General features: G+C 72.0%; 28 protein-coding genes. 14 read left to right on the forward strand and 14 right to left on the reverse strand.

The genetic code is table 11. From position 1 onward, the window contains the following. Window positions 1-516: 516 nt before the first annotated feature. Complete coding sequence (locus Phou_RS02390) at window positions 517-1284, reverse strand: phosphotransferase (RefSeq protein ID WP_173053150.1); 768 nt, start codon at window positions 1282-1284, stop codon at window positions 517-519. A 349-nt stretch (window positions 1285-1633) separates the two neighbouring features. On the opposite strand from Phou_RS02390, the gene Phou_RS02395 reads away from it, so the two are divergent. Continuing rightward, the gene (locus Phou_RS02395) at window positions 1634-2368 is read left to right on the forward strand and encodes an alpha/beta hydrolase (RefSeq protein ID WP_173053152.1); all 735 of its coding nucleotides are present in this window, start codon (window positions 1634-1636) and stop codon (window positions 2366-2368) included. Between the two features lie 42 nt (window positions 2369-2410). Here Phou_RS02395 and Phou_RS02400 read toward each other — a convergent pair whose 3' ends face one another. Continuing rightward, complete coding sequence (locus Phou_RS02400; RefSeq protein ID WP_173053154.1) at window positions 2411-2818, reverse strand: hypothetical protein; 408 nt, start codon at window positions 2816-2818, stop codon at window positions 2411-2413. 214 nt (window positions 2819-3032) lie between these two features. Between Phou_RS02400 and Phou_RS02405 the strand changes: the two genes are divergently transcribed. The 3 genes from Phou_RS02405 to Phou_RS02415 all read left to right on the forward strand — a co-directional run bounded on the left by Phou_RS02405 (window position 3033) and on the right by Phou_RS02415 (window position 5230). After that, entirely contained in the window at window positions 3033-3398 is a 366-nt protein-coding gene (locus Phou_RS02405; protein ID WP_173053156.1) for a MerR family transcriptional regulator, read from the forward strand. Window positions 3399-3433: 35 nt separating this feature from the next. Beyond that, on the forward strand, window positions 3434-4426 hold the full coding sequence (locus tag Phou_RS02410) for a zinc-binding dehydrogenase (RefSeq protein ID WP_173053158.1): 993 nt from the start codon (window positions 3434-3436) through the stop codon (window positions 4424-4426). A gap of 69 nt (window positions 4427-4495) precedes the next feature. Continuing rightward, a complete protein-coding gene (locus tag Phou_RS02415; RefSeq protein WP_173053159.1) occupies window positions 4496-5230 on the forward strand; it encodes a DedA family protein in 735 nt (244 codons plus the stop codon). Window positions 5231-5241: 11 nt separating this feature from the next. Here the strand turns inward: Phou_RS02415 and Phou_RS55280 are convergent, their stop codons facing one another. Then, entirely contained in the window at window positions 5242-5517 is a 276-nt protein-coding gene (locus Phou_RS55280) for an SDR family oxidoreductase (RefSeq protein WP_218578662.1), read from the reverse strand. 25 nt (window positions 5518-5542) lie between these two features. On the opposite strand from Phou_RS55280, the gene Phou_RS02425 reads away from it, so the two are divergent. Next, entirely contained in the window at window positions 5543-6085 is a 543-nt protein-coding gene (locus Phou_RS02425) for an alpha/beta hydrolase (RefSeq protein WP_246273142.1), read from the forward strand. A gap of 6 nt (window positions 6086-6091) precedes the next feature. On the opposite strand, the gene ppk2 is transcribed toward Phou_RS02425, so the two are convergent. Continuing rightward, window positions 6092-7009 (reverse strand): polyphosphate kinase 2, encoded by a 918-nt coding sequence (ppk2, locus tag Phou_RS02430; protein WP_173053160.1) that lies wholly within the window; start codon window positions 7007-7009, stop codon window positions 6092-6094. A 158-nt stretch (window positions 7010-7167) separates the two neighbouring features. Between ppk2 and Phou_RS02435 the strand changes: the two genes are divergently transcribed. From Phou_RS02435 to Phou_RS02450, 4 genes are all read left to right on the forward strand, one after another. Beyond that, window positions 7168-8223, forward strand: a complete 1056-nt coding sequence (locus Phou_RS02435) for a MerR family transcriptional regulator (RefSeq protein WP_173053161.1) — start codon at window positions 7168-7170, stop codon at window positions 8221-8223. A 40-nt stretch (window positions 8224-8263) separates the two neighbouring features. Beyond that, window positions 8264-8923 (forward strand): NAD(P)H-binding protein, encoded by a 660-nt coding sequence (locus tag Phou_RS02440; protein ID WP_173053162.1) that lies wholly within the window; start codon window positions 8264-8266, stop codon window positions 8921-8923. A 115-nt stretch (window positions 8924-9038) separates the two neighbouring features. Further along, window positions 9039-9428, forward strand: coding sequence for a hypothetical protein (locus tag Phou_RS02445; RefSeq protein ID WP_173053163.1), 390 nt, complete (start codon window positions 9039-9041; stop codon window positions 9426-9428). A gap of 38 nt (window positions 9429-9466) precedes the next feature. After that, a complete protein-coding gene (locus tag Phou_RS02450; protein WP_246273144.1) occupies window positions 9467-9754 on the forward strand; it encodes a hypothetical protein in 288 nt (95 codons plus the stop codon). A gap of 22 nt (window positions 9755-9776) precedes the next feature. On the opposite strand, the gene Phou_RS54260 is transcribed toward Phou_RS02450, so the two are convergent. After that, a complete protein-coding gene (locus Phou_RS54260; RefSeq protein ID WP_173058062.1) occupies window positions 9777-10178 on the reverse strand; it encodes a substrate-binding domain-containing protein in 402 nt (133 codons plus the stop codon). A 56-nt stretch (window positions 10179-10234) separates the two neighbouring features. Between Phou_RS54260 and Phou_RS50570 the strand changes: the two genes are divergently transcribed. Further along, on the forward strand, window positions 10235-10552 hold the full coding sequence (locus Phou_RS50570) for a carbohydrate-binding protein (RefSeq protein WP_178134951.1): 318 nt from the start codon (window positions 10235-10237) through the stop codon (window positions 10550-10552). Window positions 10553-10576: 24 nt separating this feature from the next. On the opposite strand, the gene Phou_RS02465 is transcribed toward Phou_RS50570, so the two are convergent. Then, a complete protein-coding gene (locus Phou_RS02465) occupies window positions 10577-10813 on the reverse strand; it encodes a hypothetical protein (protein ID WP_173052321.1) in 237 nt (78 codons plus the stop codon). 33 nt (window positions 10814-10846) lie between these two features. Here Phou_RS02465 and Phou_RS02470 point away from each other — a divergent pair, with 33 nt between their 5' ends. After that, window positions 10847-11044 carry a hypothetical protein gene (locus Phou_RS02470; RefSeq protein ID WP_178134952.1) on the forward strand — a complete coding sequence of 66 codons (198 nt, stop codon included), beginning with the start codon at window positions 10847-10849 and terminating at the stop codon, window positions 11042-11044. A 156-nt stretch (window positions 11045-11200) separates the two neighbouring features. Here Phou_RS02470 and Phou_RS02475 read toward each other — a convergent pair whose 3' ends face one another. The 3 genes from Phou_RS02475 to Phou_RS02485 all read right to left on the reverse strand — a co-directional run bounded on the left by Phou_RS02475 (window position 11201) and on the right by Phou_RS02485 (window position 12769). Continuing rightward, entirely contained in the window at window positions 11201-11695 is a 495-nt protein-coding gene (locus Phou_RS02475) for a peptidoglycan-binding domain-containing protein (protein WP_173053164.1), read from the reverse strand. A gap of 13 nt (window positions 11696-11708) precedes the next feature. Continuing rightward, a complete protein-coding gene (locus Phou_RS02480; RefSeq protein ID WP_173053166.1) occupies window positions 11709-12056 on the reverse strand; it encodes a hypothetical protein in 348 nt (115 codons plus the stop codon). A gap of 95 nt (window positions 12057-12151) precedes the next feature. Then, window positions 12152-12769 (reverse strand): CG0192-related protein, encoded by a 618-nt coding sequence (locus Phou_RS02485; RefSeq protein ID WP_173053168.1) that lies wholly within the window; start codon window positions 12767-12769, stop codon window positions 12152-12154. A 58-nt stretch (window positions 12770-12827) separates the two neighbouring features. Between Phou_RS02485 and Phou_RS02490 the strand changes: the two genes are divergently transcribed. Further along, window positions 12828-13337, forward strand: coding sequence for a pyridoxamine 5'-phosphate oxidase family protein (locus Phou_RS02490; protein WP_173053170.1), 510 nt, complete (start codon window positions 12828-12830; stop codon window positions 13335-13337). Between the two features lie 10 nt (window positions 13338-13347). Here Phou_RS02490 and Phou_RS02495 read toward each other — a convergent pair whose 3' ends face one another. From Phou_RS02495 to Phou_RS02515, 5 genes are read right to left on the reverse strand one after another with little or no spacing between them, the layout of a single operon-like run. After that, window positions 13348-14970 (reverse strand): family 43 glycosylhydrolase, encoded by a 1623-nt coding sequence (locus Phou_RS02495; protein WP_173053172.1) that lies wholly within the window; start codon window positions 14968-14970, stop codon window positions 13348-13350. After that, on the reverse strand, window positions 14967-16481 hold the full coding sequence (arfA, locus tag Phou_RS02500) for an arabinosylfuranosidase ArfA (protein WP_173053175.1): 1515 nt from the start codon (window positions 16479-16481) through the stop codon (window positions 14967-14969). The genes Phou_RS02495 and arfA overlap by 4 nt, the downstream gene beginning before the upstream one ends. A 17-nt stretch (window positions 16482-16498) precedes the next feature. Further along, window positions 16499-17359, reverse strand: coding sequence for a carbohydrate ABC transporter permease (locus Phou_RS02505; RefSeq protein ID WP_246273146.1), 861 nt, complete (start codon window positions 17357-17359; stop codon window positions 16499-16501). Beyond that, a complete protein-coding gene (locus tag Phou_RS02510; protein ID WP_173053177.1) occupies window positions 17356-18237 on the reverse strand; it encodes a carbohydrate ABC transporter permease in 882 nt (293 codons plus the stop codon). Before Phou_RS02510 ends, Phou_RS02505 begins: the two co-directional genes overlap by 4 nt. Then, the gene (locus tag Phou_RS02515) at window positions 18234-19523 is read right to left on the reverse strand and encodes an ABC transporter substrate-binding protein (RefSeq protein ID WP_173053179.1); all 1290 of its coding nucleotides are present in this window, start codon (window positions 19521-19523) and stop codon (window positions 18234-18236) included. Before Phou_RS02515 ends, Phou_RS02510 begins: the two co-directional genes overlap by 4 nt. Before the next feature lie 368 nt (window positions 19524-19891). Between Phou_RS02515 and Phou_RS02520 the strand changes: the two genes are divergently transcribed. Both Phou_RS02520 and Phou_RS02525 read left to right on the forward strand, forming a co-directional pair. After that, window positions 19892-20926: a LacI family DNA-binding transcriptional regulator gene (locus Phou_RS02520; protein WP_173053181.1), complete on the forward strand. Its 1035-nt coding sequence runs from the start codon at window positions 19892-19894 to the stop codon at window positions 20924-20926. A 4-nt stretch (window positions 20927-20930) separates the two neighbouring features. Then, the gene (locus Phou_RS02525) at window positions 20931-21668 is read left to right on the forward strand and encodes an SDR family NAD(P)-dependent oxidoreductase (RefSeq protein WP_173053183.1); all 738 of its coding nucleotides are present in this window, start codon (window positions 20931-20933) and stop codon (window positions 21666-21668) included. Window positions 21669-21728: the final 60 nt, after the last annotated feature.

Genomic DNA, 21728 nt, shown 5'->3' on the forward strand with positions numbered 1-21728 from the left:
AACGCGGAGCGGCGCGAAGCGCAGCGCAGCGTTTTCGTTGGGTGCAGTTGCGCGGCTACGGAGTCCGACCACAACGGCGAACGAGCGCCGAGCGGCGGAGCGTGGTTGGCAATGGAGCCAGCCCGGTGACCGCCGGAGAGCCGACGCCGGAAGCTGACGTGGTGCGGCCAGGGCGCGCGCCGACGCGCCTATCGACAGCAGGCTATGCCACCGTCAAGGAGGTGCCACTCCCCCGGCAAGGACACAACCCTCGGACGTCGAGGCCACCGCGCCGCCGGTCACCTCGATGAGACTAACGTTGTCAGACCCTAACGGACTTGCCATCGAGATGTCTACATCTTCCGTTAGGACTGAACGCACTTTTGTTTCTTACGGCGAAAGCCTTGGCCGGGCCTCCGCGGTTGATCAGGGACCTCGTGAGTGGACACGCCGCCGGACACGCCCACCAACTCCCTGATCAACCGCGAACGCGGACCGCGAACGCGGACCGCGACCAGGGGCCGCGACCCGGCGTGGTCAGAGGGGGAAGTCGGCTAGTTCCTCGGCGGCGGTCTCCAAAGCCGTGTCGACGCCGTGCTCGAGCATCATTACGTAGGCGGGGTCGCCGGCGGCGGCGATGCGGCGGATGCCCTGGGCGGAGTCGGTGACCCGCTGGCGGACGGTCTCGATGAACGGGCCGAGCGGGCCGGTCCACCCGTACGCGTCGAGCATCAGCCGCAGCCGGGTGGGGCGCTGCTCGAAGGCGGTGAAGCCCTCCTCGCCCACCACGCGGCGGGCGTGCAGCGGCACCCAGGCGAAGGCGGTGAACGCCAGGTCGTACGCCCTGGTCACCGGCGAGGCGAAGTCCCAGTCGAAGAAGCCGGCCAGCCGCCCGTCGTGCCAGGCCGCGTTGTACGGCGCCGCGTCGTTGTGCCCGACGATCAGGCCCGGCCGCCAGGTGCCGCCCTCGCGCCACACCGCGTCGGCGGGCGGGACGAAGCCGGCGACCGCGTCGTGGTACTCGCGCAGCCAGCCGGCCACCTCGCGGAGCGCGTGCTCCCCGTACACCCACGCGGGCCACGGCCGCGTGTCGCCGACCACCTCGCCGGGCAGGTACGAGAGCACCTCCCGGCCCTGCTCGTCGAAGCCGAGGGCGCGCGGCGCCCGGTCGAAGCCGACGGCCTCCAGGTGGTGCAGGAGGGCGTGCACGGCGGGGGTCCAGCGTCCGGGTGACCGGCGCACGGTGTCGCCGACTCGCACGGCGCCACCGGTGCTGCCACCCGGGAGCCGCTCCTCGACGCTCATCTCGCCAGGCCAATGTGGTTGAGGTAGAGCACGATCCGCAGCTCCCTGCCCATAGTCGCGCGGCCGGCCCGACTAGCTTCAGGTGCCCCGGCTCCCCACCGCCGGCGCTCGGTGCCTGCCACTCGGTCCGCACCACAGATACTGCCCGTCGCGCGCCTCCGCCGCGAGTCCGGTCAGCCATGCGTGGCCATGACGGGGCCGAACGGCTCAAGCGATCCTCAACCGATTCTCAAGGGGGTGCCCCGGCCTCCAGCGGCCCCCGCCGGAGAATCGGCCCACATGTCCACACCACGGGGGTACGGTCTTGACACGTCTCAATGCACGCTATGTTTCGTCCACAGTGGCCGGTGTGCTCCTTGCCCTGGTCACGGCCTGTTCCGGCGACCCCGAGCCGCCGGCCGAGCAGGCCCAGCCCAACCTGGCCGGTGCCAGCTGCACGGGTGAGGCGGCCGGCGGTACCAAGGTGGCGTTCATCGGGGGTGACGGCGCCCCGCTGGTCGGCATCGAGCTGGGCCAGGGCCGCACCGGCGTCGTCCTCGCCCACCAGAACACGTCCGACCTGTGCGAATGGCTGCCGTACGGCAAGCGGCTCGCCGGCAAGGGGTACCGGGTGCTCGCATTCGACTTCGCCGGCGAGGGCGGGTCCGGCGACCCGGAGAGCCCGCTGTCGCTGGACGGCGAGGTGGTGGCCGCCGTCGAGCACGTCCGCTCCCGGGGCGCCGTCGACGTGGTGCTCATGGGCGCGTCCAAGGGCGCCACGGCGATCCTCACCGCGGCCACCTCGATCAGCCCGCCGCCGAAGGCGCTCGTGTCGCTCTCGGCGCCCGGCCGCTTCGACGCGATGGACGCGCTGGCCGCCGCGCCCAAGCTCCAGTCGCCCGCACTCTACGTGGCCGGAAAGGCGGACAGCCAGTTCGCCACCAGCGCCCAGCAGCTCTACGACGCGACCCCGGCCACCTCCCGCACGATCCTCCTCGTCGACGAGGGCGCGCACGGCACCGCCCTCCTGAGCGACGCCAGCGGCGCCACGGTCACCGAGGCGATCGAGACCCTGCTGGCCAGGAGCGCGCCGCCGGCGGCCTGACCGCGCTCGCTCCGCCCGCGGAGGGTAACGGAAACGGCCGGGTCAGAGGGGCCTGAGGGCGCAGCGCGGGCGCTCCCGCGGCACCACGGCGGCGTCGACCTCGACGCCGCCGCCGACGAGCAGGAAGGCGACGAGGGCCAGCCGGCTCCCGTCCCCGAACCGTCCGATGTGGATGACGATGGCGTCCTCGGCGAAGCTGACCGAGATCGCCGCCTGGTCCACATCGGACGGGCCGGTGCCATTCGCACACCGCTTGCCCTCCGGTGCGAACGTCACGTGCGCCGCCACCCCCGCCTCGCTGAGCCGCCGCTCCAGGCCGGCGGCCTCGCGCAGGTCACGGATCCGTACCGTCGCCGAACCGTCCACGTGCGACTGCACGGTCCACGCGGACCAGCCCTCGCCCGAGGTCAGCAGTGGCAGCCCGATCAGCGCGGTGAGGACGAGAAGCACGGCCGTGGACCCGGCGATCCACGGACCCGGGCGCGGATCGCCGCGTGTACGCCCGAGCAGAGCACCATCCCCCGTTGCCATGCCCCGTCCCATCGTCGTCGTCGCGAGCTACGTACCAAAGACTCTTTGACCCCCGAGCCGTTGCACCTCTTGCACGAATCAGAAACCCCCGCCGGTGGCGCGCTACCGTGGACGCCATGATCAGGAGTGGCAGATGAGGATCGGCGAGCTGTCGCGTAAGACCGGGGTCAGCGTGCGTGCGCTGCGTCACTACGAGGCGGAAGGGCTGATCGGCGCGGCCCGCGGCGGCAACGGGTACCGCGACTTCGGCGACGGCGCGGTCGAGGCGGTGCGGCAGATCCGCGGGATGATCGAGAGCGGCCTGCCGATCCGGATCGTCCGCGAGATCCTCCCCTACCTCGACGGCCCGGCCGCGCTGATGCCCGACGTGCCGTGCGCGTACATGATCGGCGAGGTGGCGCGGCAGCGGGACGTGCTGGACCGGCGCATCCGGGCGCTCACCGGCAACCGCGACGCGCTCGACGCGTACCTGCGCGCGGCCCGCTCGGCGGCGGCTTGACCCTCACGCTTACGTCAGGGTTCTAGCGTCCCGGCATGAACCTCCCCACGACCATGCGGGCCCTGCTCCAGGCCAGCTGGGACGGCCCGGCGGACATGCGCCTCGAGACCGGTGTGCCCGTCCCCGAACCCGGCCCGGACGAAGTCCTGATCAAGGTGTGCGCGGCCGGCGTCAACTTCGCCGACGTCATGCGCGCGCACGGCACGTACGAGGGCGGGCCGCGGCCGCCGTACATCGCCGGCTTCGAGGCGGCCGGCGAGGTCGTCGCCGCGGGCGGGGCGGTGACCGGCCACCCGCCCGGCTCGCGGGTCGTCGGCACCGGGTACGGCGCGTTCGCCGAGTACATGGCGCTGCCCGCCGCCGGCCTCGCACCCGTGCCGCCCGGCTGGACCGGCGAGCAGGCGCTCGGCCTGGTCCTCAACTGGGCCACCGCCCTGGCCGCGCTGCGACCGCTCGGCCGTCTCGCCGCCGGCGAGACGGTGCTGGTGCAGGCGGCCGCGGGCGGCGTCGGCCAGGCCGCGGTACGGCTGGCCAGGCACTACGGTGCCACGGTGATCGGCACCGCGTCGGCCGCCAAGCATCCGGCGGTGCGGGCGCTCGGCGCCGACCACACACTCGACCACCGCACGGTGGACGTCGCCGCCGAGGTGCTCCGGCTGACCGGCGGCGCGGGCGCCGACCTGGTACTGGAGTCGGTCGGCGGTGCGGCGTTCCGGTCCAGCCTGGCGGCCGCGCGCCGGGTGACCGGCCGCGTCGTGGTGTACGGGGTGGCCGCCGGCGACGCCGCCGTCACCAACCGGGAGCTCAACTTCACCCACCCGATCCAGCTGGTCGGCCTGCACATCGGCGTCCTGGCCGCGCACGCGCCGGCGATGTTCACCGAGCTGATGGCGGAGCTGGCCACGCTGCGCGCCGCCGGCGTGCACACCCCCGGCCGCCCCGCCGTGTACCCCCTCGCCAGCGGTGGCGAGGCCCTCGCCGAGCTGGCCGCCGGCACCACCGTGGGGAAACTCGCCCTCCGGCCCTGAGGTTTTCCGCAGGAGACCGGGTGGCCGGCCGCATGGTTGGCGGGCCGGCGCGTCCATAGCGTCGAAGTCATGATCCTGGCGGCACGCACCGATGTCCTGGCCCAGTCCCAACCGCCCGAGGGTGGCCTCACCGGGCTGGTCACCGACCTCGTCGAGCGGCTCGGCGGCCCGGGCGCCGGCCTGGCCGTGGCGCTGGAAAACCTCTTCCCGCCGATACCGAGCGAGGTGATCCTGCCGCTGGCCGGGTTCACGGCGAGCCAGGGCGAGATGAGCCTCTTCGGCGCGATCGCGTGGACCACGCTGGGCTCGGTGGTCGGCGCGCTGGCCCTGTACTACATCGGGGTGGCGCTGGGCCGCGAGCGGATCCGGGCCATCGCGGCGAAGCTGCCGCTGGTCAAGGTCGCCGACGTCGACCGTACGGAGGCGTGGTTCGCGCGGCACGGCGGCAAGGCGGTGTTCTTCGGGCGGATGATCCCGATCTTCCGCAGCCTGATCTCGATACCCGCCGGCGTCGAGCGGATGCCGGTGGGGCGGTTCCTGCTCTACACCACGTCCGGCAGCCTGATCTGGAACACCACGTTCGTGATGGCCGGCTACCTGCTCGGCGAGAACTGGCACTCGGTCGAGGCGTACGCCGGCGTGTTCCAGAAGGTCGTGATCGTGGCGTGCGTCCTGGCCACCGGCTGGTTCGTGTTCACCCGGCTGGCCCGCCGGCGGCGCGCGAAGGGCGCCCCGCAGCGGGCGTCCGAAAGGCGCGGAACGCTGTACGGCACACCGCGGCGCACCCCCGGCGACGGCGCCTGACCCGCGGACCGTCAGAGCAGCAGGCCGCCGGTCGCGCGGATGTTCTGGCCGGTGACCCACCGCCCGTCGGGGCCGACGAGGAACGCGACCACCGCGGCGATGTCGTCCGGGGTGCCCAACCGGCCCAGCGCGGTCATCAGCGGTGCCTGCGCCGTCCCCGGAGCGGAAGCCCGCGTAGCCGAGCACGTACGGGCGGAGCCGCGGGTGCGCGCGCCCGCTGAACGTCTCGCACGGCAGCGGGTGCGGCCGCGCCGGCACCGAGTGCAGCTGAGGCACGGCCCCATCATGCCCCCGGAGCGTTAGTGTCGTCGGGTGCCCGATGCCGTCGTCGTTCCCGGCCGCATGTTCGGCCCCGCCGCTCCCCTGCTCATGTACGCCGGCGACGTGGCTGAGCGCCGCGGCGCCACCGTGCACCGGCACAGCTGGTCGCAGGAGTCGCCAAGCCCGTTCGACCCGCCGATCGAGCAGTGGGTGTGCGACCAGGTCACCCCGCTCCTCGACCGGCTGGGCGGCCGTCCCCTGCTGATCGCCAAGTCCCTCGGCACGAACGCCGCGGCCGTCGCCGCCGAGCGCTCGCTGCCCGCCGTGTGGCTGACCCCGGTGCTCACCATGCCGTGGGTGGCCGACGCGCTGGGCCGGGCGACCGCGCCGTTCCTGCTGGTGGGCGGCACGGCGGACGAGCTCTGGGACGGCGACCTGGCCCGCCGGCTCACGCCGCACGTGTTCGAGGTGCCGGACGCCGACCACGGCATGTACGTGCCCGGCCCGCTCACCGACTCCGTCGCGATCCTGGGCCGCGTCGTGGTCGCCGTCGAGGAGTTCCTCGCCGCGATCGGCTGGCCGGCACCAGCCTGAAAGGCCTCAGAGCTGGGGAAACTGGTGGGTAGGGCGCTCGTCGGACTCGAATATCTCCACCGCGTTGCCGACAAGCCGCGGGTCCGGCGCGCCGACCAGCTCGACGTCCTTGTTCTCGTACGGGAACAGGTTCAGCAGGTGCCGCATCGCGTTGACCCGGGCACGCTTCTTGTCGTTGCTCTTGATGACCGTCCACGGCGCGTCGGCGGTGTCCGTGTAGAAGAACATCGCCTCTTTCGCCTCGGTGTACTCGTCCCAGCGGTCCAGCGACGCCAGGTCGGTCGGTGAGAGCTTCCACCGGCGGACCGGGTCGACCTGCCGGATGACGAAGCGGGTCTGCTGCTCGCGCCGGGACACCGAAAACCAGAACTTGACCAGGTGGATGCCCGACCGCACCAGCATCTGCTCCAGCTCGGGCGCCTGGCGCATGAACTCCAGGTACTCGGTGCGCGTGCAGTACCCCATCACGCGCTCCACGCCGGCCCGGTTGTACCAGGAGCGGTCGAACAGCACGATCTCACCGGCGGCCGGCAGGTGTGCGACGTACCGCTGGAAGTACCACTGGGTGGCCTCCCGCTCGCTCGGCTTCTCCAGCGCCACCACGCGCGCGCCGCGGGGGTTGAGGTGCTCCATGATGCGCTTGATCGTGCCGCCCTTGCCGGCCGCGTCCCGCCCCTCGAAGAGCACGACGAGCCGCGCGCCGGTGGCTTTGACCCAGTTCTGGAGCTTGAGCAGCTCGATCTGGAGCAGCCGCTTCTCGCGGTCGTAGTCGGCGCGGCTCATCCGCTCCTCGTACGGGTAACCCTCCCGCCACGTGTCGACCGGCTCACCGTCGTGGTTGACAAGCGTGGGGTCGTCATCGTCGTCGTCGACCACCCGGTAGCTGCCGAAGCGCTCCAGCAACGACTCGTTCGTGTCGGACATGCGATCACGCTACGACCTGTACCGGCCCCGCGCAGAGGGTCGGCGAAGCATGTTCACCCGGCGGCCACCTGCCCTCGGCTGGTCTTGACCTTGCCCTTTGGGAAAGGCACAGGGTCGTTCGTGCCGGCCGCGGTGGCCGGTACGAGGAGGATGGCGACGTGGAGCTGCTCACGATCGGGGCGTTCGCCCGCGCGTCGGGGCTGACGGCGAAGGCACTGCGCCTGTACGACGACACGGGACTGCTGCGGCCGGCCGCGGTGGACCCCGAGTCGGGCTACCGGCTGTACGAGCCGGCGCAGCTCGACCGGGCCCGCCTGATCGCGCGCCTGCGCCGCATCGGGATGCCGCTGGCCGAGATCAGGGACGTGTCGCGCCTTGCGCCCGCCGAGGCGGCGGCGGCGATCGGCGTGTACTGGCGCCGCGTCACCGCCGACACCGCCGCGCGCGGGCGCCTGGCCAGCCTCCTCGTCGACGACCTCTCCGGAAGGGGCTCGACCATGTCCGACCTGACCATCCGCCACGCCGTACGCTGCGAGGCAGGCGCCGCGCGGGACACAAACGAGGACGCGGCCTACGCCGGCGACCGCCTCCTCGCCGTCGCCGACGGCATGCGCGGGCCGGGCGGGGCGGCGGCCAGCACCGCGGCCATCGACGCGCTCCGCCCGCTCGAACTCGCCGACGCGCCCGCCGCCGACCTGCTCACGATGCTGGCGGAGGCGGCGGGCGAGGCGGACAGCGCGGTACGTGGCGGCGCCACCGCCGACCACCAGCCGGTGACCACGCTGACCGCCATCCTGCGCGCCGGCTCGCGGCTCGCGCTGGTGCACATCGGCGACACGCGGGCGTACCTGCTGCGCGACGGCGAGCTGACCCAGCTGACCCAGGACCACACGTACGTGCAGTCGCTGGTCGACCGGGGCACGCTCGACCGCGCCGAGGCCGCCACACACCCGCAGCGGGCGCTGCTGGCCCGCGCACTCGGCGCCGGCGACCACGTCGAGGCCGACCTGGCGCTGCGCACCGCCCTGGCCGGCGACCGCTACCTGCTCTGCTCCGACGGCATCTCCGCGTACGTCGACCGCGCGGCCATCGAGGCCACGCTCGCCGAGCCGGACGCCGACCCGGAGCGCGCGGCCGGGAGGCTTGTCGAGCTGGCGTACGCGGCCGGCGCCCCCGACAACATCGCCTGTGTCGTGGCCGACCTGGTCTCGTAACGCCGCGGCGGCATGCCGCATGGCCACTAGGGTGAGAGTCATGCGGGTGGTGATCGCCGGAGGGCATGGAAAGATCGCGTTGCGGCTGGCGGCGCTGCTGGCGGCGCGGGGCGACGAGGTGGCCGGGCTGATCCGCAACCCGGACCACGCCGGCGACGTCCGCGCCGCCGGCGCCGCCCCTGTGCTGCGCGACCTGGAGGCGGCCACACCCGAGCAGGTGGCGGCCGATCTGGCCGGGGCCGGCGCGGTGGTCTTCGCGGCCGGCGCGGGTCCCGGCAGCGGCGCCGCGCGTAAGGACACCGTCGACCGGGCGGCCGCGGCCCTGCTGGCCGACGCGGCGCAGCTGGCCGGCGTGCGGCGGTACCTGCTGATCTCCTCGACCGGGGTGGACCGCACGCCTCCCGCCGGCACCGACGAGGTCTTCGCGGCCTACCTGCGGGCGAAGGCCGCGGCCGAGGACGACCTGCGCGCCCGCGACCTGGAGTGGACCGTGCTGCGGCCGGGCCGGCTGACCGACGACCCGGGCACCGGCCGGGTGCGGCTGGCGCCGAAGGTCACGCGCGGTGCGGTCACCCGCGACGACGTGGCCGCGGTGCTTGTCGCGCTGCTGGACACGCCGGCCACCGCCGGAAGCACGCTGGAGCTCGTCGGCGGCGACACTCCCGTCGCCGAGGCGGTCGCCGCATCCCTGCGAGACTGACCGACCCGCCACCGTCCATGGTGGACGGCCGGCGGGCGCCGGGCCGCCGGTGGGTCCGCGGGCACGGCTCGCGGTGGTACGCTCCGTCCACGTTTCACTCGACAGGCGGTCCGACATGACGACACGAGTGATAAACCGTGAGCGGTTGGCCTGGGACGCGGCCCGCGTCGTGGTGCGGGTCCTCGGCTCCGACCAGGTGGGCCGGTGGCTGCACGAGCAGATGGCCGCCCGACTGGGCCCCGAGCCGGCGGCGGCGCTGGTCGACTCGAGGCTGCGCATGTGGGCGAGCACCCGCCTCGACGCACCCCAGGTGGAAGCCGGCATCTGGCGCGCCAAGGTGGCCGAGCTGCTGGCGGCCGACCCGTCGCTGGCCGCGCCGCTGCAGGAGCTGATGGCCGAGGCCACCGAGCGCCTGGCGTATGCCACCGACGTCCGCGTCCACGGCGAGGTCCCGCAGCCCCCGCCCGGCCCCCGCGTCATCGACCTGGATCAGCACCGGCGCTAGTCGTCGCCGGCCCGCGGCTTGTGGCGTACGGTCGGCGGGTGACAGACGGGAAACTGCTGCTGGTCGCCATCGTCGAGATGGCGGAGGGCCACGCTGAGGCCGGCCAGCGCTACGAGGACGAGGTGCTGGCCCTCCTGCCCCGCCACGGCGGCACGCTGGACAGGCGCATGCGCGCCACCGACGCACCGACCGAGGTGCACGTGATCCGCTTCGCCTCGCGCGCCGGCCTCGAGTCGTTCATGGTCGACCCCGACCGCCTCGCTCTCCGCGACAAGCTCGGCGACGCCGCCCCCACCACCCGCGTCATCGAAGTCCGCGACGTCTAGGCTCCGTTTTCGCGGACGGGGCTCAGCCACCCGCGGGCGCGGACGAGGCGCGGACGACGAGGCGGCAGGGCACGGTGTGGGCGCCGGGTTGGGTGGTGCCCTGTTGGATGGCTTGGAGCAGCAGCTCGGCGGCGGTGCGGCCGACCTGCTGGAGGTTGAGGTCGACGCTGGTGAGGGCGGGCCGGCAGCCTTCGGCGGTGGGTAGCCAGTTGTCGACGCCGACCAGGGCGATGTCGTCGGGCACGCGCCGGCCGTTGTCGCGGAGGCCGTCGGCGACGCCGCGGGCGACGGCGTCGCTGCCGCGGTCGTCGACCGCCTCACCGTCACGCCGTCCGACCGCTGGCTGGGCGCGACACCCTACGAGGCGGAGGCGGCCCAGCGCGGCACCGCGGCGAGCGCGACCCGGACCCTCGCCAGTGGACAGTCGGCCGTGACGGCGTCGGCGGCGCGCCCGGCAACGCCAACACGCTCACGTTCACGGTGGCCGCGCCGAGCGCCGGCACGTACGCGATGCGCGTCCGCTACGCCAACCCCGAGCAGTCCGCGGCCACCCACTACAACCCGGACCCGCTCGCCCGGCACGCGGACATCTCCGTCAACGGCGCGGCCGCGCAGCGGGTGCTCTTCCCGCACACGTTCCACGACAACAACTTCTGGGAGCTCACCGTGCCGGTGCGGCTCGCCAAGGGCGCCAACACCGTGCGCTTCTCCGCCGCCGAGCTGCCCAACTTCGACGGCGTGACGTACGCGTCGGAGACGTTCCCGGGCATCCTGCTGCGCTCCCAGTACGCCCCGTGATCGACAAAATCACGGTCGCTCCGTTCAGCGCGACAGTCCCCCGACCGCGCTGAGCCCGCCGCCCGGCGCGGCATCTCCCCCGCCGCGCCGGGCCCGTCCCGAGGAGGCACCCCCCGTGCGAACGCCCCGCGCATCCGCGGCGGCGCTGGCCGTGGCCGTCACCGCCACCGCCACCTGCGTCGCCCTCACGTCGGCGCCGGCGGCCAAAGTGGACACCCAGGTGAACGACCGGATCGCCGCGACGAGCGTCAGCAACATCACCGGCTGGGAGCTGTGGAACGAGCCCGACTACACGTGGAACACCCCGCCGCCGGTGACTTCAACGCCGGCTGGGTCCGCACGTTCCAGAGGGTCCGCGCGCGGGACACGCTCACGCCGATCGTCGGTCCGAGCACGGCCACGTACAACGAGTCGTGGATGCGCTCGTTCCTCACCCACGCGCGGAACACCAACACGCTGCCGGACATCATCTGCTGGCACGGCGAACGTTAGCGTCAACCTGCGCGCCGGGTACAACGTGATCCGCCTCGCGAAGGGTTCGCCCTTCTTCGGCGGCGGCACCGGCTACGCCGGGCTGGACTACATCGAGCTGACCTGACGGTCGGCACGCGCGGTGTGGCCGCCATCCGGGCGGTGGCGGCCACATCGTCAGGCGGCCGGCTGGCCACCCTGGACGTACTGCAGGCCGACCATGAACTCCAGCGCGGTGGCCGCGTCCCAGGTCTTCTGCCCCACGACGCCGTCCACCTCGAGGCGCGCCCAGGACTGGAAGGCCCGCACGGACGCGACCGTGTTGGGGCCGAACGTGCCGTCGACACCCTTCGGCGTCGTCTCCCACAAGCCGACCGCACCGTTGGTGAGGACCTGTTGCAGGCTCTTCACCGCCGGCCCGGTCGCGCCTTCGGACAGCACGGGCATGGGGTTGCCGTTGGGCAGCGCCTGCCAGGTGGCCGCGTCGACGACGCCGGTGACCGGCAGCCCCACCTGCTTCTGAAACTCTTTTGTCGCGGTCTCGGTCAGCGAGCCGAAGCTGCCGTCGACGACGAGTGTGGTGTTGGGTGTGCGCCGCAGCGCGCGCTGTGCCTGGCGGACGGCGTTGCCGCTGTCGCCCTTCTTGACGGTCGGCTGTCCCGGGTTGGACATGGCACGCTCCCTCTCAGTCGCTCGGCACGACGATGCGCTCGGTCTTGGTCTCGCCGACCACCTCGACGCCGTCGGTGCCGGTGATGCCGGCGAGGTCGAGCTCCACAGTGAACGGCACGCTGCTGATCGGCTGCGTGGGCCGCGGTCCGCCGCCGTCGCCGGTCGCGCCCACAACCTGGATCCCCCGGTACCCCGGGCGGCTCACGTACGTCAGCGGCACCAGCGAGACCTCCATGGGGATGGTCGTGATGCCGCTGACCACAAGGCGCGGCCGCGGTGGATGGATCATCGGTGTGATCACGTCGGCCCGCTCGAAGTCGATGAGGCGCTCGATGCGCGCGGTCGGATCATCAGAGTCCATGCGACCCACTCCCAGGCACGATCATCAATAAATGGCAATCTATGCCAGGGTACGGGCTGGGTCGTCCCGCGGGCACCCCTGCTCTGCGCGGAAACCTAGGCCAGGCGCACGAGCGGCAGCGGGTCGGCCTGCCCGTCCCACGTGCCGGTGAGTGCGGCCCCCGCCGCACCATCCGCGCCGGGCAGGCGCCGCACCACGGCCAGCTCCACCGCGTCCGTGACGATCAGCGTGGGGTCGCCGTCGACCACCCGCCGCACCGCCCCGGCGGCCGGCCCGTCGCCCGCGCCGGTGCCCGCCACGCGCATGGAGGGCTCGCGGCGCTGCAGCTCTCCGTCCACGTCGAGAAACTCCTCCGCCTGCGCCACCCGCCCGGACACCGCCTCGGCGAGCGCGGTGACGTAGACCGGGTCGCCACATGCGTCGTACACCCAGCGGCGGCCGAGCACCGAGTGCTCCGTGGTGCCGAGGAGGAAGTCGTCGCCATCGGCCAGCGGTGCGTCGCGGTAGGTCAGGGGCACCTGGTACACCGGGCCGTCACCGGCCCGGACCAGCAGCGTCTCCACGCCCACCGCGCCGGCCGGGTCGTCGAAGCGAAACGCCGCCACCCGCTCGACCTCGCCGGGCGGCTGCCCGTACCACGAGCGCGTGGGCAGCCACGCGGCCAGGAGCTCGAGCTTGGTGGGTCGCAGGGTCGCGCGGTGCAGCAGGGCCATGTGCCGACCATATCGGCGTGATCCCGGTGGATGCCCGCGGGGCGTACCGTCGGAGGGTATGGCCGACGCAGCAGAGGTCTACCGGGCCCGCCCGAGCGGCGCGGAGATCGCCGAGGTGCTCTCCCAGCGCGCCGTCGCCACGGTGGGCACGCTCAACCCCGACGGCACGATCCACCTGGCGTACGTCATCTTTCTCCACCACGACGACCGCCTGTACTTCGAGACGTCGTCGCTGACCCGCAAGGCCCGCAACGCCGACCGGACCGGCCAGGCCACGGTTTTGGTCCAGGGCCGCGCGTCGACCGGCCGCAGCCTGATGGTCTCACTGGAGGGCACCGCGCGCCTCGTGCGCGGTCCGGAGGCGCACGACATCAACCACCGGCTGCGCGCGAAGTACATCCGCGCCGAGGCACTGCCCGACGTCGACCGCGCCTGGGGCCGCCTCGACGACGTCGCGGTCGAGCTCACCCCGCGGCGCCAGCGCTCGTGGTCCGGCGCCGTGCTGCACGCGGAGACCCAACGAGAGCTGGCTATGCCGTACGGCGGCATCTGGCTACCGGACGACTGACCTCCTCGCCCTACGGCACCGGGGTCAGCAGGAGCACCTCCCGGGTGGTGGTGGCGTCGCGGGTGACGAGGCGGTACGTGCCGGTGCCGGTGACCTCGACACGCCACTCCGCGCGACCGCCGAAGCGGTGGCCGGTGCGGGAGTCGACGATCCGGTAGAAGCCGTCGCCGGCGTGTACGAAGCGCCAGCTGCGGCCGAACCGTTCCGTGTTGCTGGGGTCGGTGATGAGCACGTCGCCGACCGGCTGGAGGCGGAACTGCTGGCACGCGTCGCCCCGCCAGGTGAACGTCTGCACGGCCGCGCCGCAGGCGTCGAGCACACGGCCGGCGATCTTGTTTTCCAGGCGGGACCAGCCGGCGTCGGTGGGTAGCGCGCGGAACTTCTGGCAGTCGTTGTCGAGCCAACCCCACTGGGCTACCCGCGCGCCGTCGGCGTTGACGCAGGCGGCCACCTCGGCGACCTTGTTGCTGTGGCGGTTGAGGACGCTCGACCAGCCGGCGCCGCGGTACTCCAGGCGCCACTGCTGGCACTCGTCGCCCTTGGCCGGCGCGGCCAGCCGGATGTCGGCACCCTCGTACCCGCAGGTCGGGTTGGACAGCACGCCGCCGGTGGCCCGGTCGACGAGCCGCACGTACGCGGGGCCGCGCCCGAAGCCGCGGTTGCCGCTGCGCGGGTCGCCCAGGCGCGGCCACCCGTCCTCCCAGCTGATCGGCCGCACCGAGCCCTTGGGCAGTGCCGCGTCGGCGGCGTCGTAGTAGTGGTGCACGTAGAGCGATGTCCCGTACACGTCGCCGCCGCCGGTGCCCTGGAAGCCGTTGTACCCGCGCAGCAGCACCGTCCCGCCGCCCCGCAGCAGCGGCACGCCGTCGCGGTCGAGGTACGGCCCGTGGATGCTCGTGGCCCGGCCGACGACGACCTGGTAGTCCGCGTTGACGCCGCGGCAGCAGAAGTCGAAGCTGGCGAAGAGGTACCAGTACCGTCCCTTGCGGACGATCGACGGCCCCTCGACCGCCGCGCCGCCGCGCGAGGCGAGCGGGTAGAGCGTCGTGTCCACTGTCGAGAGCATGCCCGTGGCGCGGTCGAGGCGGCGCATCTTGACGCCGTCCCAGAAGGAGCCGAAGGACATCCAGGGCACGCCGCGCTCGTCGAAGGCCACGTCGGCGTCGATGGCGTTGAAGTTGTCGGTGCCGCCGGAGCGCAGCACCATGCCCCGGTCGACCCACTCGTAGTCCGGGCTGTCCGGGTCCAGCGTGGCATTGGTCGCCAGGCCGATGACGGAGTTGTTGGTGCCGAAGGAGGAGGCGGCGTAGTAGAGGTGGTACTCGCCGTCGAAGTAGTTGAGGTCCGGTGCCCAGAAGTCGCCGGGCGTGATGCCCAGCTCGTCCACCACCCACTGCGGCGGCGTGGCGAACACGGTGCCGAGAAACTCCCAGTGCACAAGGTCCTTGGACCGGCGGATCGGCAGGTACGTGCGGGTGCCGATGTCGCCGGTGATGATCTCGTAGTAATAGCGCCCCTGCTTGAGCAGCGTGGGGTCGTGCGCGATCGGGTCGGGTGAGGCCGGCGCGGCCGAGGCGGGCGCGGGGAGAAGCACCACCGCCAGCGCGAGCAGGGCGGCCAGCGCGCGCCTCATCGGGGCACCGCCAGCCGGATCGCGCTCCACGAGACCGGCGGCAGCACGACCCGCAGCGTGCCGCCGTCGAGCGACACCAGCGGGGTGGGGTGCGGCACGACCCGGTCGGGATCGTCCTGGGTGTTGGTGGCGCGGATGTCGTCGTCGGCGAGCGTCCACGCCTCGGCGACGGCCAGGTCACCGGCGAAGAGGTGCAGGTCCACGGTCAGCTCCACGGGGTCGCTCTGGTCACGGTTGACGGCGAAGACGACCAGGTCGCCACTCTCGGCGTCGTGCGTGGCGACGGCGTCCACGAGGGACACCTCGCCGTGGCGCGCGGTCGCGTACGTGGGCGCGGCGAGCCGGGTGTGCAGCACGCTCCCCCGGGCCAGCGCGGCCGTCTTCGCAAACGGGTGGAAGATGGTCTGCCGCCACGCCGGCCCTCCGGGCTCGGTGCGGATCGGCGCGATGACGTTGACGAGCTGGGCCTGGCACGCGGCGGTGACCCTGTCGCTGTGCCGCAGCAGCGAGATCAGCAGGTTTCCGACCACCACCGCGTCGGCCACGTTGTACTCGTCCTCGATGACCCGCGGCGCGACCGCCCACTCGTTGGCCGGCTCCTCGGCCTGGAAGCGGGACAGGTACCAGACGTTCCACTCGTCGAAGGAAATGTTGATCTTCTTTTTGCTGCGCAGCCGGGCGCCCACGCTGTCCGCGGTGGCGACGATGCTGTCCACGAAGTGGTCCATGTCGACCGCGCTGGCCAGGAACGAGCCCAGGTCGCCGCCGTGCTCCTCGTAGTACGCGTGGCAGGAGACGTAGTCGACCACGTCGTAGGCGTGCTCCAGCACCGTCGCCTCCCACGTGCCGAACGTGGGCATCGACGAGCTGGAGCTGCCGCAGGCGACCAGCTCCAGGCCGGGCTCGGCCGAGCGGAGCGCGCGGGCGGTCGAGGCGGCGAGCAGGCCGTACTCCTGCGGCGTCTTGTGCCCGGTCTGCCACGGCCCGTCGAGCTCGTTGCCGAGGCACCAGAGCGTGATGCCGTACGGCTTGGCCGCGCCGTTGGCCCGCCGCAGCTCGGACAGCGTCGTGCCCTCCGGGTGGTTGGCGTACTCGTGCACGTCCAGCGCCTCCTGGACGCCGCGGGTGCCGAGGTTCACCGCGTACATGATCTCGACGTCGGCCTTGCCCGCCCACCGCGCGAACTCGTCGATGCCCACCTCGTTGGTCTCGATGGAGTGCCAGGCGAGGTCGCGCCGGCGAGGTCGCCGCTCGCGGGGGCCGATGCCGTCCTCCCACCGGTACCCGGACACGAAGTTGCCGCCCGGGTAGCGCACCATCGTGACGCCCATCTCGCGGGTCAGGGCGAGCACGTCGGTGCGGAACCCGTCCTCGTCGGCCAGCGGGTGGCCGGGCTCGTACAGTCCGGTGTAGACACACCGCCCGAGGTGCTCCACGAAGGAGCCGAACGTGCGGCGGTTGACCGGAGCCACGACCGCGGCCGGGTCGAGGACGCAAGATGCTACGCGCATGTCATCCCTTCGAGGGGTCACTTGAGGGCGCCGATGGTGAGGCCACCGCGCCAGTACCGCTGGAGCAGCAGGAACGCGACGATGAGCGGAACGATCGCGACAAGCGCGCCCACGACGATCACGTTGAAGAGCGCCGGTCCGGCGTTGCCGAGCGTCGCGGACATGTACCAGGTACGCAGCCCCACGGTGAGCGGGAAGAGGTCGTTGTCGCTGAGCATCACCAGGGGCAGGAAGAAGTTGTTCCAGGTGGCCACCATCGTGAAGAGCAGCACGGTGACCAGCGCCGGCCGCATCGCCGGGAGCGCCACGCTGCGGAAGACGCGCAGCTCTCCCGCACCGTCGATCCGGGCCGCCTCCAGCATCTCGTCGGGCACCGAGTCGTGCGCGTAGACCCGCAGCAGGTACACGCCGAACGGGTTGAGCAGCGACGGCAGGATCACCGCCCACACGGTGTCGGTGAGGCCCGCCTCGCTCATCAACAGGTACGTGGGGAGCACCAGCGCGGTCGCCGGCACCATGATGAGCCCGAGCAGCGTGGCGAAGAGCAGGTTGCGACCGGGAAAGCGGAGCTTGGCGAACGCGTACCCGGCGAGGGCCGCGATCGCGGTGGCGCCGACGCCGCTGACCACCGAGTACAGGGCCGAGTTGCGCAGCCACTTGACGTAGACGCCGCCGTCGTGGCTGAAGACGAGCGACAGGTTGTCGAAGAGCTTGAAGTCGCCGCTGAACCAGAGCGGCGCGGTGCTGAAGAGCCCGTCGTTGTCCTTTGTGGAGGCGACGAGCAGCCACCAGAACGGCAGCAGGAAGTACACGGCCATGAGCGCCATGACGGCGTGCGAGGCGATGCGACCACCGGTGGTCCGCGCGGGCCGGCTCACCGCAACCCGCTCCTTCTGCGGGTGGCGAAGAGGAAGATGTACGACCCGACGAACACCACGGCGCCGAGCAGGAACGAGATGGCGGCCGAGTAGTTGTACTGCTGGTACGAGAACGCCTGGTGGTACGCGTACACGTTGGGCGTGTAGCTGTTGGTTATCGCCCCGGGGTTGAGCGGCTGCAGGATCAGCGGCTCGGTGAAGAACTGGAGCGTCCCGATGATCGTGAAGATCGTGACGAGCACGATCGCCGCCGAGATCATCGGGGTCTTGATGCGCAGCGCGGTCTGCACGGCGCCGGCGCCGTCGATCCGGGCCGACTCGTAGACCTCGCGGGGCACGCCCTGCAGCGCGGCGTACAGCACGATCATGTTGTAACCGGCCCACTGCCAGGTGACGATGTTGCCCAGCGAGTAGAGCACCGTGCCTGACGAGAGAAAGTCCAGGCTCGTCACCGCGCTGAGCGGGCCGGTGTTGGGGCTGTAGAGGAAGCCCCACATGAGCGTGCCGATGACCACCGGCACCGCGTACGGCACGAACGCGGCCAGCCGGAACACCCGCGAGAACCGCGACGTCGCCTCGTCGATGAGCAGCGCCGCGACAAGCGCGATCCCGATCATCACCGGCGTCTGCACCGCGCCGAAGACCAGCACCCGCACCACGCCGCGGCGAAACTCGGGGTCGCCGAGCGCCTGCCGGTAGTTGTCCAGCCAGGCGAAGACCTCGCCCTCGACAAGGGTCGAGCGGTAGAGGCTCAGCTTGGCCGCGTACAGCATGGGCAGCAGCAGGAAGAACACGAGCAGGACCGTGAACGGGGTGACGAACAGCCACCCCGCCACGGCCTGCCGACCGACCCTGGGCCGGCGGGCGACGCTTGTCATGAGGCGACCTTGAAGCCCTGCTGTGAGGCGTACGTCGTGATGTTCTGCTGTGCGGTGTCGAGCGCCGCCGACCACGGTGTCTTCTTCTCGATGGCCTGGTTGAGCCCGGTGGTCAGCTGGTTGAAGTAGTAGCTGTTGAACGGGCTCCACTGGAACTCGCCGATCCCGTTGTACGCCGGCACGAACACCTCGTTGACCTTCTGGCCGCCGAAGAACTCGTACTCCTTGGTGAGGAAGTAGTCCCACTCGAGGATCGGCGTGGCGGTCGGGAAGAGGAACGCCTCGTCGATGCCGATCTTCCAGGCGTCCTTGTTGGCGCCGAAGATCTCCATCGCCACCTTCGTGGCCTGCTCGGGGTACTTGGTCTGGTCGGTCACCGCGAACGACGAGCCACCCCAGTCACCCTGCGCGCTCTCCCCGGCGCTCCACTGTGGAAGCGGCGCGGCCCGCCACTTGCCCGCCGTCGTCTTGGCCACGCTCGCGAGGTAGCCCGGGCCCCAGCCGGCGGCGATGTACGTGGCGTACTTGCCGCTGCCGAGTCCACTGTAGAAGTCTGTGGTGCCGTAGGCGACGGTGTCGGCGAGTCCGGTGTCGACGAGGTCATCCCAGTACGCCATCACCTTCTTGGCCGGGTCGTTGTTGAGCCGCACGCCGACGTTCGGCGACTGGGCGGCCGTGTACTCGAACGGCCGCGCGCCGGCCTGCCACAGCAGCCCGGTCAGGAAGCCGCCGTCGTTGGCGCCGAAGTCGGTGATGAAGCTGCCCGCCGAGGCGGCCTTGAGCTTCTGCGCGACCGCTTTGTACTCCGCCCACGTCGCGGGCACGGTGAGGTTGTGCTGCTTGAAGATGTCGTCGCGGTAGAGCAGTGCCATCGGGCCGGCGTCGACCGGGATCGCGTACACCGAGTCGCCGTTGGTGACCTGCTTCCAGGCCCAGTCGACGTAGTTGCCCTTGATGTCGTTCGCGCCGTACTTGCCCATGTCGACCAGGTGTTTGGTCAGCTGGAACGTGGGCAGCTCCTGGAACTCCAGCATCGCGACGTCGGGTGCGCCCTTGCCGGCCTTGAGCGCGGTCTGCAGCTTGGTGTACTGGTCCTGCCCGGCGCCCGCGTTCTCCCACTCGATCTGTATGTCGGTGTGTGTGCGGTTGAAGTGGTCGACCACGCCTTGGAAAGCCGGGTACCACGCCCAGACCTTGATCTTGACGGGACCGCTCGGCTCCTCGCTCTCGTCGCCGCCGCAGCCGGCGGCGACCAGCGTCAACGCGGCCAGCGCGGCCGCGATCACGGTCCGGACCGGTCGGCGCCGTCTCCGTTCTACACTGAGGTGCCTGACACTCATCGGTTCCCTCCGCGGGGATTCGAAACGTTTCATACGCGTGTTCAGGTAGGCCGGCCCGCGGTGCTGGCACACCAAGGGCCGGCCGTCGAGTCTGGTCAAACCCACACCCGCGGCACGCGTCGCGCGAGCGCGCGTGAGGGCTCGCCGTGGAGGTGGGTGGGCCACGGCCGCTGTGCTGCGGGAATGGGCTTTCACCCACCCCGTCCTGGTACGATTTTGCAGCGCTGCAAACAGCATGCACTCATCGACGATGGTGGGCAAGGGGTAACGTGCCGGAAACTTCTGGTCGAGGCGCTGCGGCGGACGGAGGGCGTATGCGACGAGGACGGGAGGTAACCCTCCGCGACGTGGCCGAGCTGGCCGGCGTCTCCAGCCGGACGGTCTCCAATGTGGTCAACGGGTACGCGAACGTCACCGAACGCACCCGGCTGCGCGTGCAGCAGGCGGTCGACCAGCTCGGCTACCGCCCCAACGTGCTGGCCCGCAACCTGGCCCGCGGCCGCTCCGGGCAGATCGCGGTGGTCGTGCCGTACCTGGACACGCCGTACTTCTCCGAGCTGCTGCAGGGCATCATCCGCGCCGCCCGGGTCGAGGGCTACAACGTGCTGATCGACCAGACCGACGGCGACCGCGAGCACGAGCACATGCTCATCAACCACGGCTCCAGCCGCCTGCTCTTCGACGGCGTCATATTCAGCCCGCTCGGCCTGTCGCAGGAGGCGCTCGCCGACCGCGACCCCGGCCTGCCGCTTGTCATCCTCGGCGAGCGGGTCAGCGACGGCACGTTCGACCACGTGGGCATCGACGACGTGGCGGCGTCCCGCCAGGCCACCGACCACCTGCTCGACCTCGGCCGCACCCGGCTCGCCGCGATAGGCGACCAGCCGTACGAGACGGGCGAGGCGGCCCAGCTGCGCACCCGCGGGTTCCGCGAGGCGCACGAGCGGCGCGGCCTCCGCGTGCGCGAGGACCTCATCATCGGTACCCCGAGGTTCAACCGTGTCGACGGCGCCACCGCGATGGCCCACCTCCTGGACCGCGACGACCCGCCGGACGCGGTGTTCTGCTACAGCGACCTCGTCGCGCTCGGCGCCATCCACACGCTGGTCGGGCGCGGCCTGCGGGTGCCGGAGGACGTGGCGGTGATCGGGTACGACGACATCGAGGACGGCCGCTACTCCAACCCGCCCGTCACCACGATCTCCCCCGACAAGGAGATGATCGCCACGACCGCGGTCGAGCGCCTCCTGCTCCGGATCGGCAGCCCCACTCCCCCGCCCGGCCTGGAGCTACGCGCCCCCCACCGCCTGATCGTCCGCGAGAGCACCACCGGCCGACCCCTACCATGATCGGATGAGGTCAGTACTCGTCACCGGCGGCTCCCGGGGCATCGGCGCCGCGATCGTGCGCGCGTTCGCCGCCGACGGAGACCGCGTCGCGATCCACCACCGGGCCTCGGCCGACCTGGCCGAGACGCTCCGGGCCGAGCTGCCCGGTGAGGGACACGTCGTCGTCGACGGCGACGTCTCCGACCCGGACGCGGTCAGCCGCTTCGTCGAGCAGGCGGCCAAGGCGCTCGGCGGGCTGGACGTCGTGGTCAACAACGCCGCGGTGTTTCCGCCGCACCCGATCGTCGCCACCTCGTACGAGGAGTGGCAGCAGGCGTGGCGGCACACCCTCGCCGTCAACCTCGTCGGGCCGGCCAACGTGTGCTGGTGCGCGCTGCGCCACATGCGGCCCGGCGGACGGATCGTCAACGTCACGTCCCGCGGCGCCTTCCGCGGCGAGCCGGACCAGCCCGCCTACGGCGCGAGCAAGGCCGGCCTCAACGCCCTGACCCAGTCCCTCGCGCTGGCGCTCGGTCCGCAGGGGATCGCGGTGACCGCGGTGGCGCCGGGGTTCGTCGAGACCGACATGACCAACGAGCACCTCAAGGCACCGCGCGGCGACGCGATCCGGGCGCAGAGCCCGTTCAACCGGGTCGCCCTCCCCTCGGAGATCGCTGCCGCCGTGCGCTACCTGGCCTCCCCCGAGGCCGAGTGGGCCAGCGGCGCCGTCCTGGACCTCAACGGCGCCTCCTACCTGCGCTGACCGCACGCTCAGCGAGGCGGAGGGCGGCCCGGGAGTGCCATCGCTCCCGGGCCGCCCAGT

The sequence above is a fragment of the Phytohabitans houttuyneae genome (assembly GCF_011764425.1).
Lineage (GTDB): Bacteria > Actinomycetota > Actinomycetes > Mycobacteriales > Micromonosporaceae > Phytohabitans > Phytohabitans houttuyneae.

Coding starts and splice junctions, on each gene's coding strand:
- Phou_RS02475 (WP_173053164.1), bottom strand. CDS start 11,695: ATGTCCAACCCGGGACAGCCGACCGTCAAGAAGGGCGACAGCGGCAAC.
- ppk2 (WP_173053160.1), bottom strand. CDS start 7,009: ATGTCCGACACGAACGAGTCGTTGCTGGAGCGCTTCGGCAGCTACCGG.
- Phou_RS55280 (WP_218578662.1), bottom strand. CDS start 5,517: ATGATGGGGCCGTGCCTCAGCTGCACTCGGTGCCGGCGCGGCCGCACC.
- Phou_RS02415 (WP_173053159.1), top strand. CDS start 4,496: ATGATCCTGGCGGCACGCACCGATGTCCTGGCCCAGTCCCAACCGCCC.
- Phou_RS02440 (WP_173053162.1), top strand. CDS start 8,264: ATGCGGGTGGTGATCGCCGGAGGGCATGGAAAGATCGCGTTGCGGCTG.
- Phou_RS02445 (WP_173053163.1), top strand. CDS start 9,039: ATGACGACACGAGTGATAAACCGTGAGCGGTTGGCCTGGGACGCGGCC.
- Phou_RS02410 (WP_173053158.1), top strand. CDS start 3,434: ATGAACCTCCCCACGACCATGCGGGCCCTGCTCCAGGCCAGCTGGGAC.
- Phou_RS02390 (WP_173053150.1), bottom strand. CDS start 1,284: ATGAGCGTCGAGGAGCGGCTCCCGGGTGGCAGCACCGGTGGCGCCGTG.
- Phou_RS02525 (WP_173053183.1), top strand. CDS start 20,931: ATGAGGTCAGTACTCGTCACCGGCGGCTCCCGGGGCATCGGCGCCGCG.
- Phou_RS02480 (WP_173053166.1), bottom strand. CDS start 12,056: ATGGACTCTGATGATCCGACCGCGCGCATCGAGCGCCTCATCGACTTC.
- arfA (WP_173053175.1), bottom strand. CDS start 16,481: ATGCGCGTAGCATCTTGCGTCCTCGACCCGGCCGCGGTCGTGGCTCCG.
- Phou_RS02405 (WP_173053156.1), top strand. CDS start 3,033: ATGAGGATCGGCGAGCTGTCGCGTAAGACCGGGGTCAGCGTGCGTGCG.
- Phou_RS02495 (WP_173053172.1), bottom strand. CDS start 14,970: ATGAGGCGCGCGCTGGCCGCCCTGCTCGCGCTGGCGGTGGTGCTTCTC.
- Phou_RS02490 (WP_173053170.1), top strand. CDS start 12,828: ATGGCCGACGCAGCAGAGGTCTACCGGGCCCGCCCGAGCGGCGCGGAG.
- Phou_RS02485 (WP_173053168.1), bottom strand. CDS start 12,769: ATGGCCCTGCTGCACCGCGCGACCCTGCGACCCACCAAGCTCGAGCTC.
- Phou_RS02520 (WP_173053181.1), top strand. CDS start 19,892: ATGCGACGAGGACGGGAGGTAACCCTCCGCGACGTGGCCGAGCTGGCC.
- Phou_RS02510 (WP_173053177.1), bottom strand. CDS start 18,237: ATGACAAGCGTCGCCCGCCGGCCCAGGGTCGGTCGGCAGGCCGTGGCG.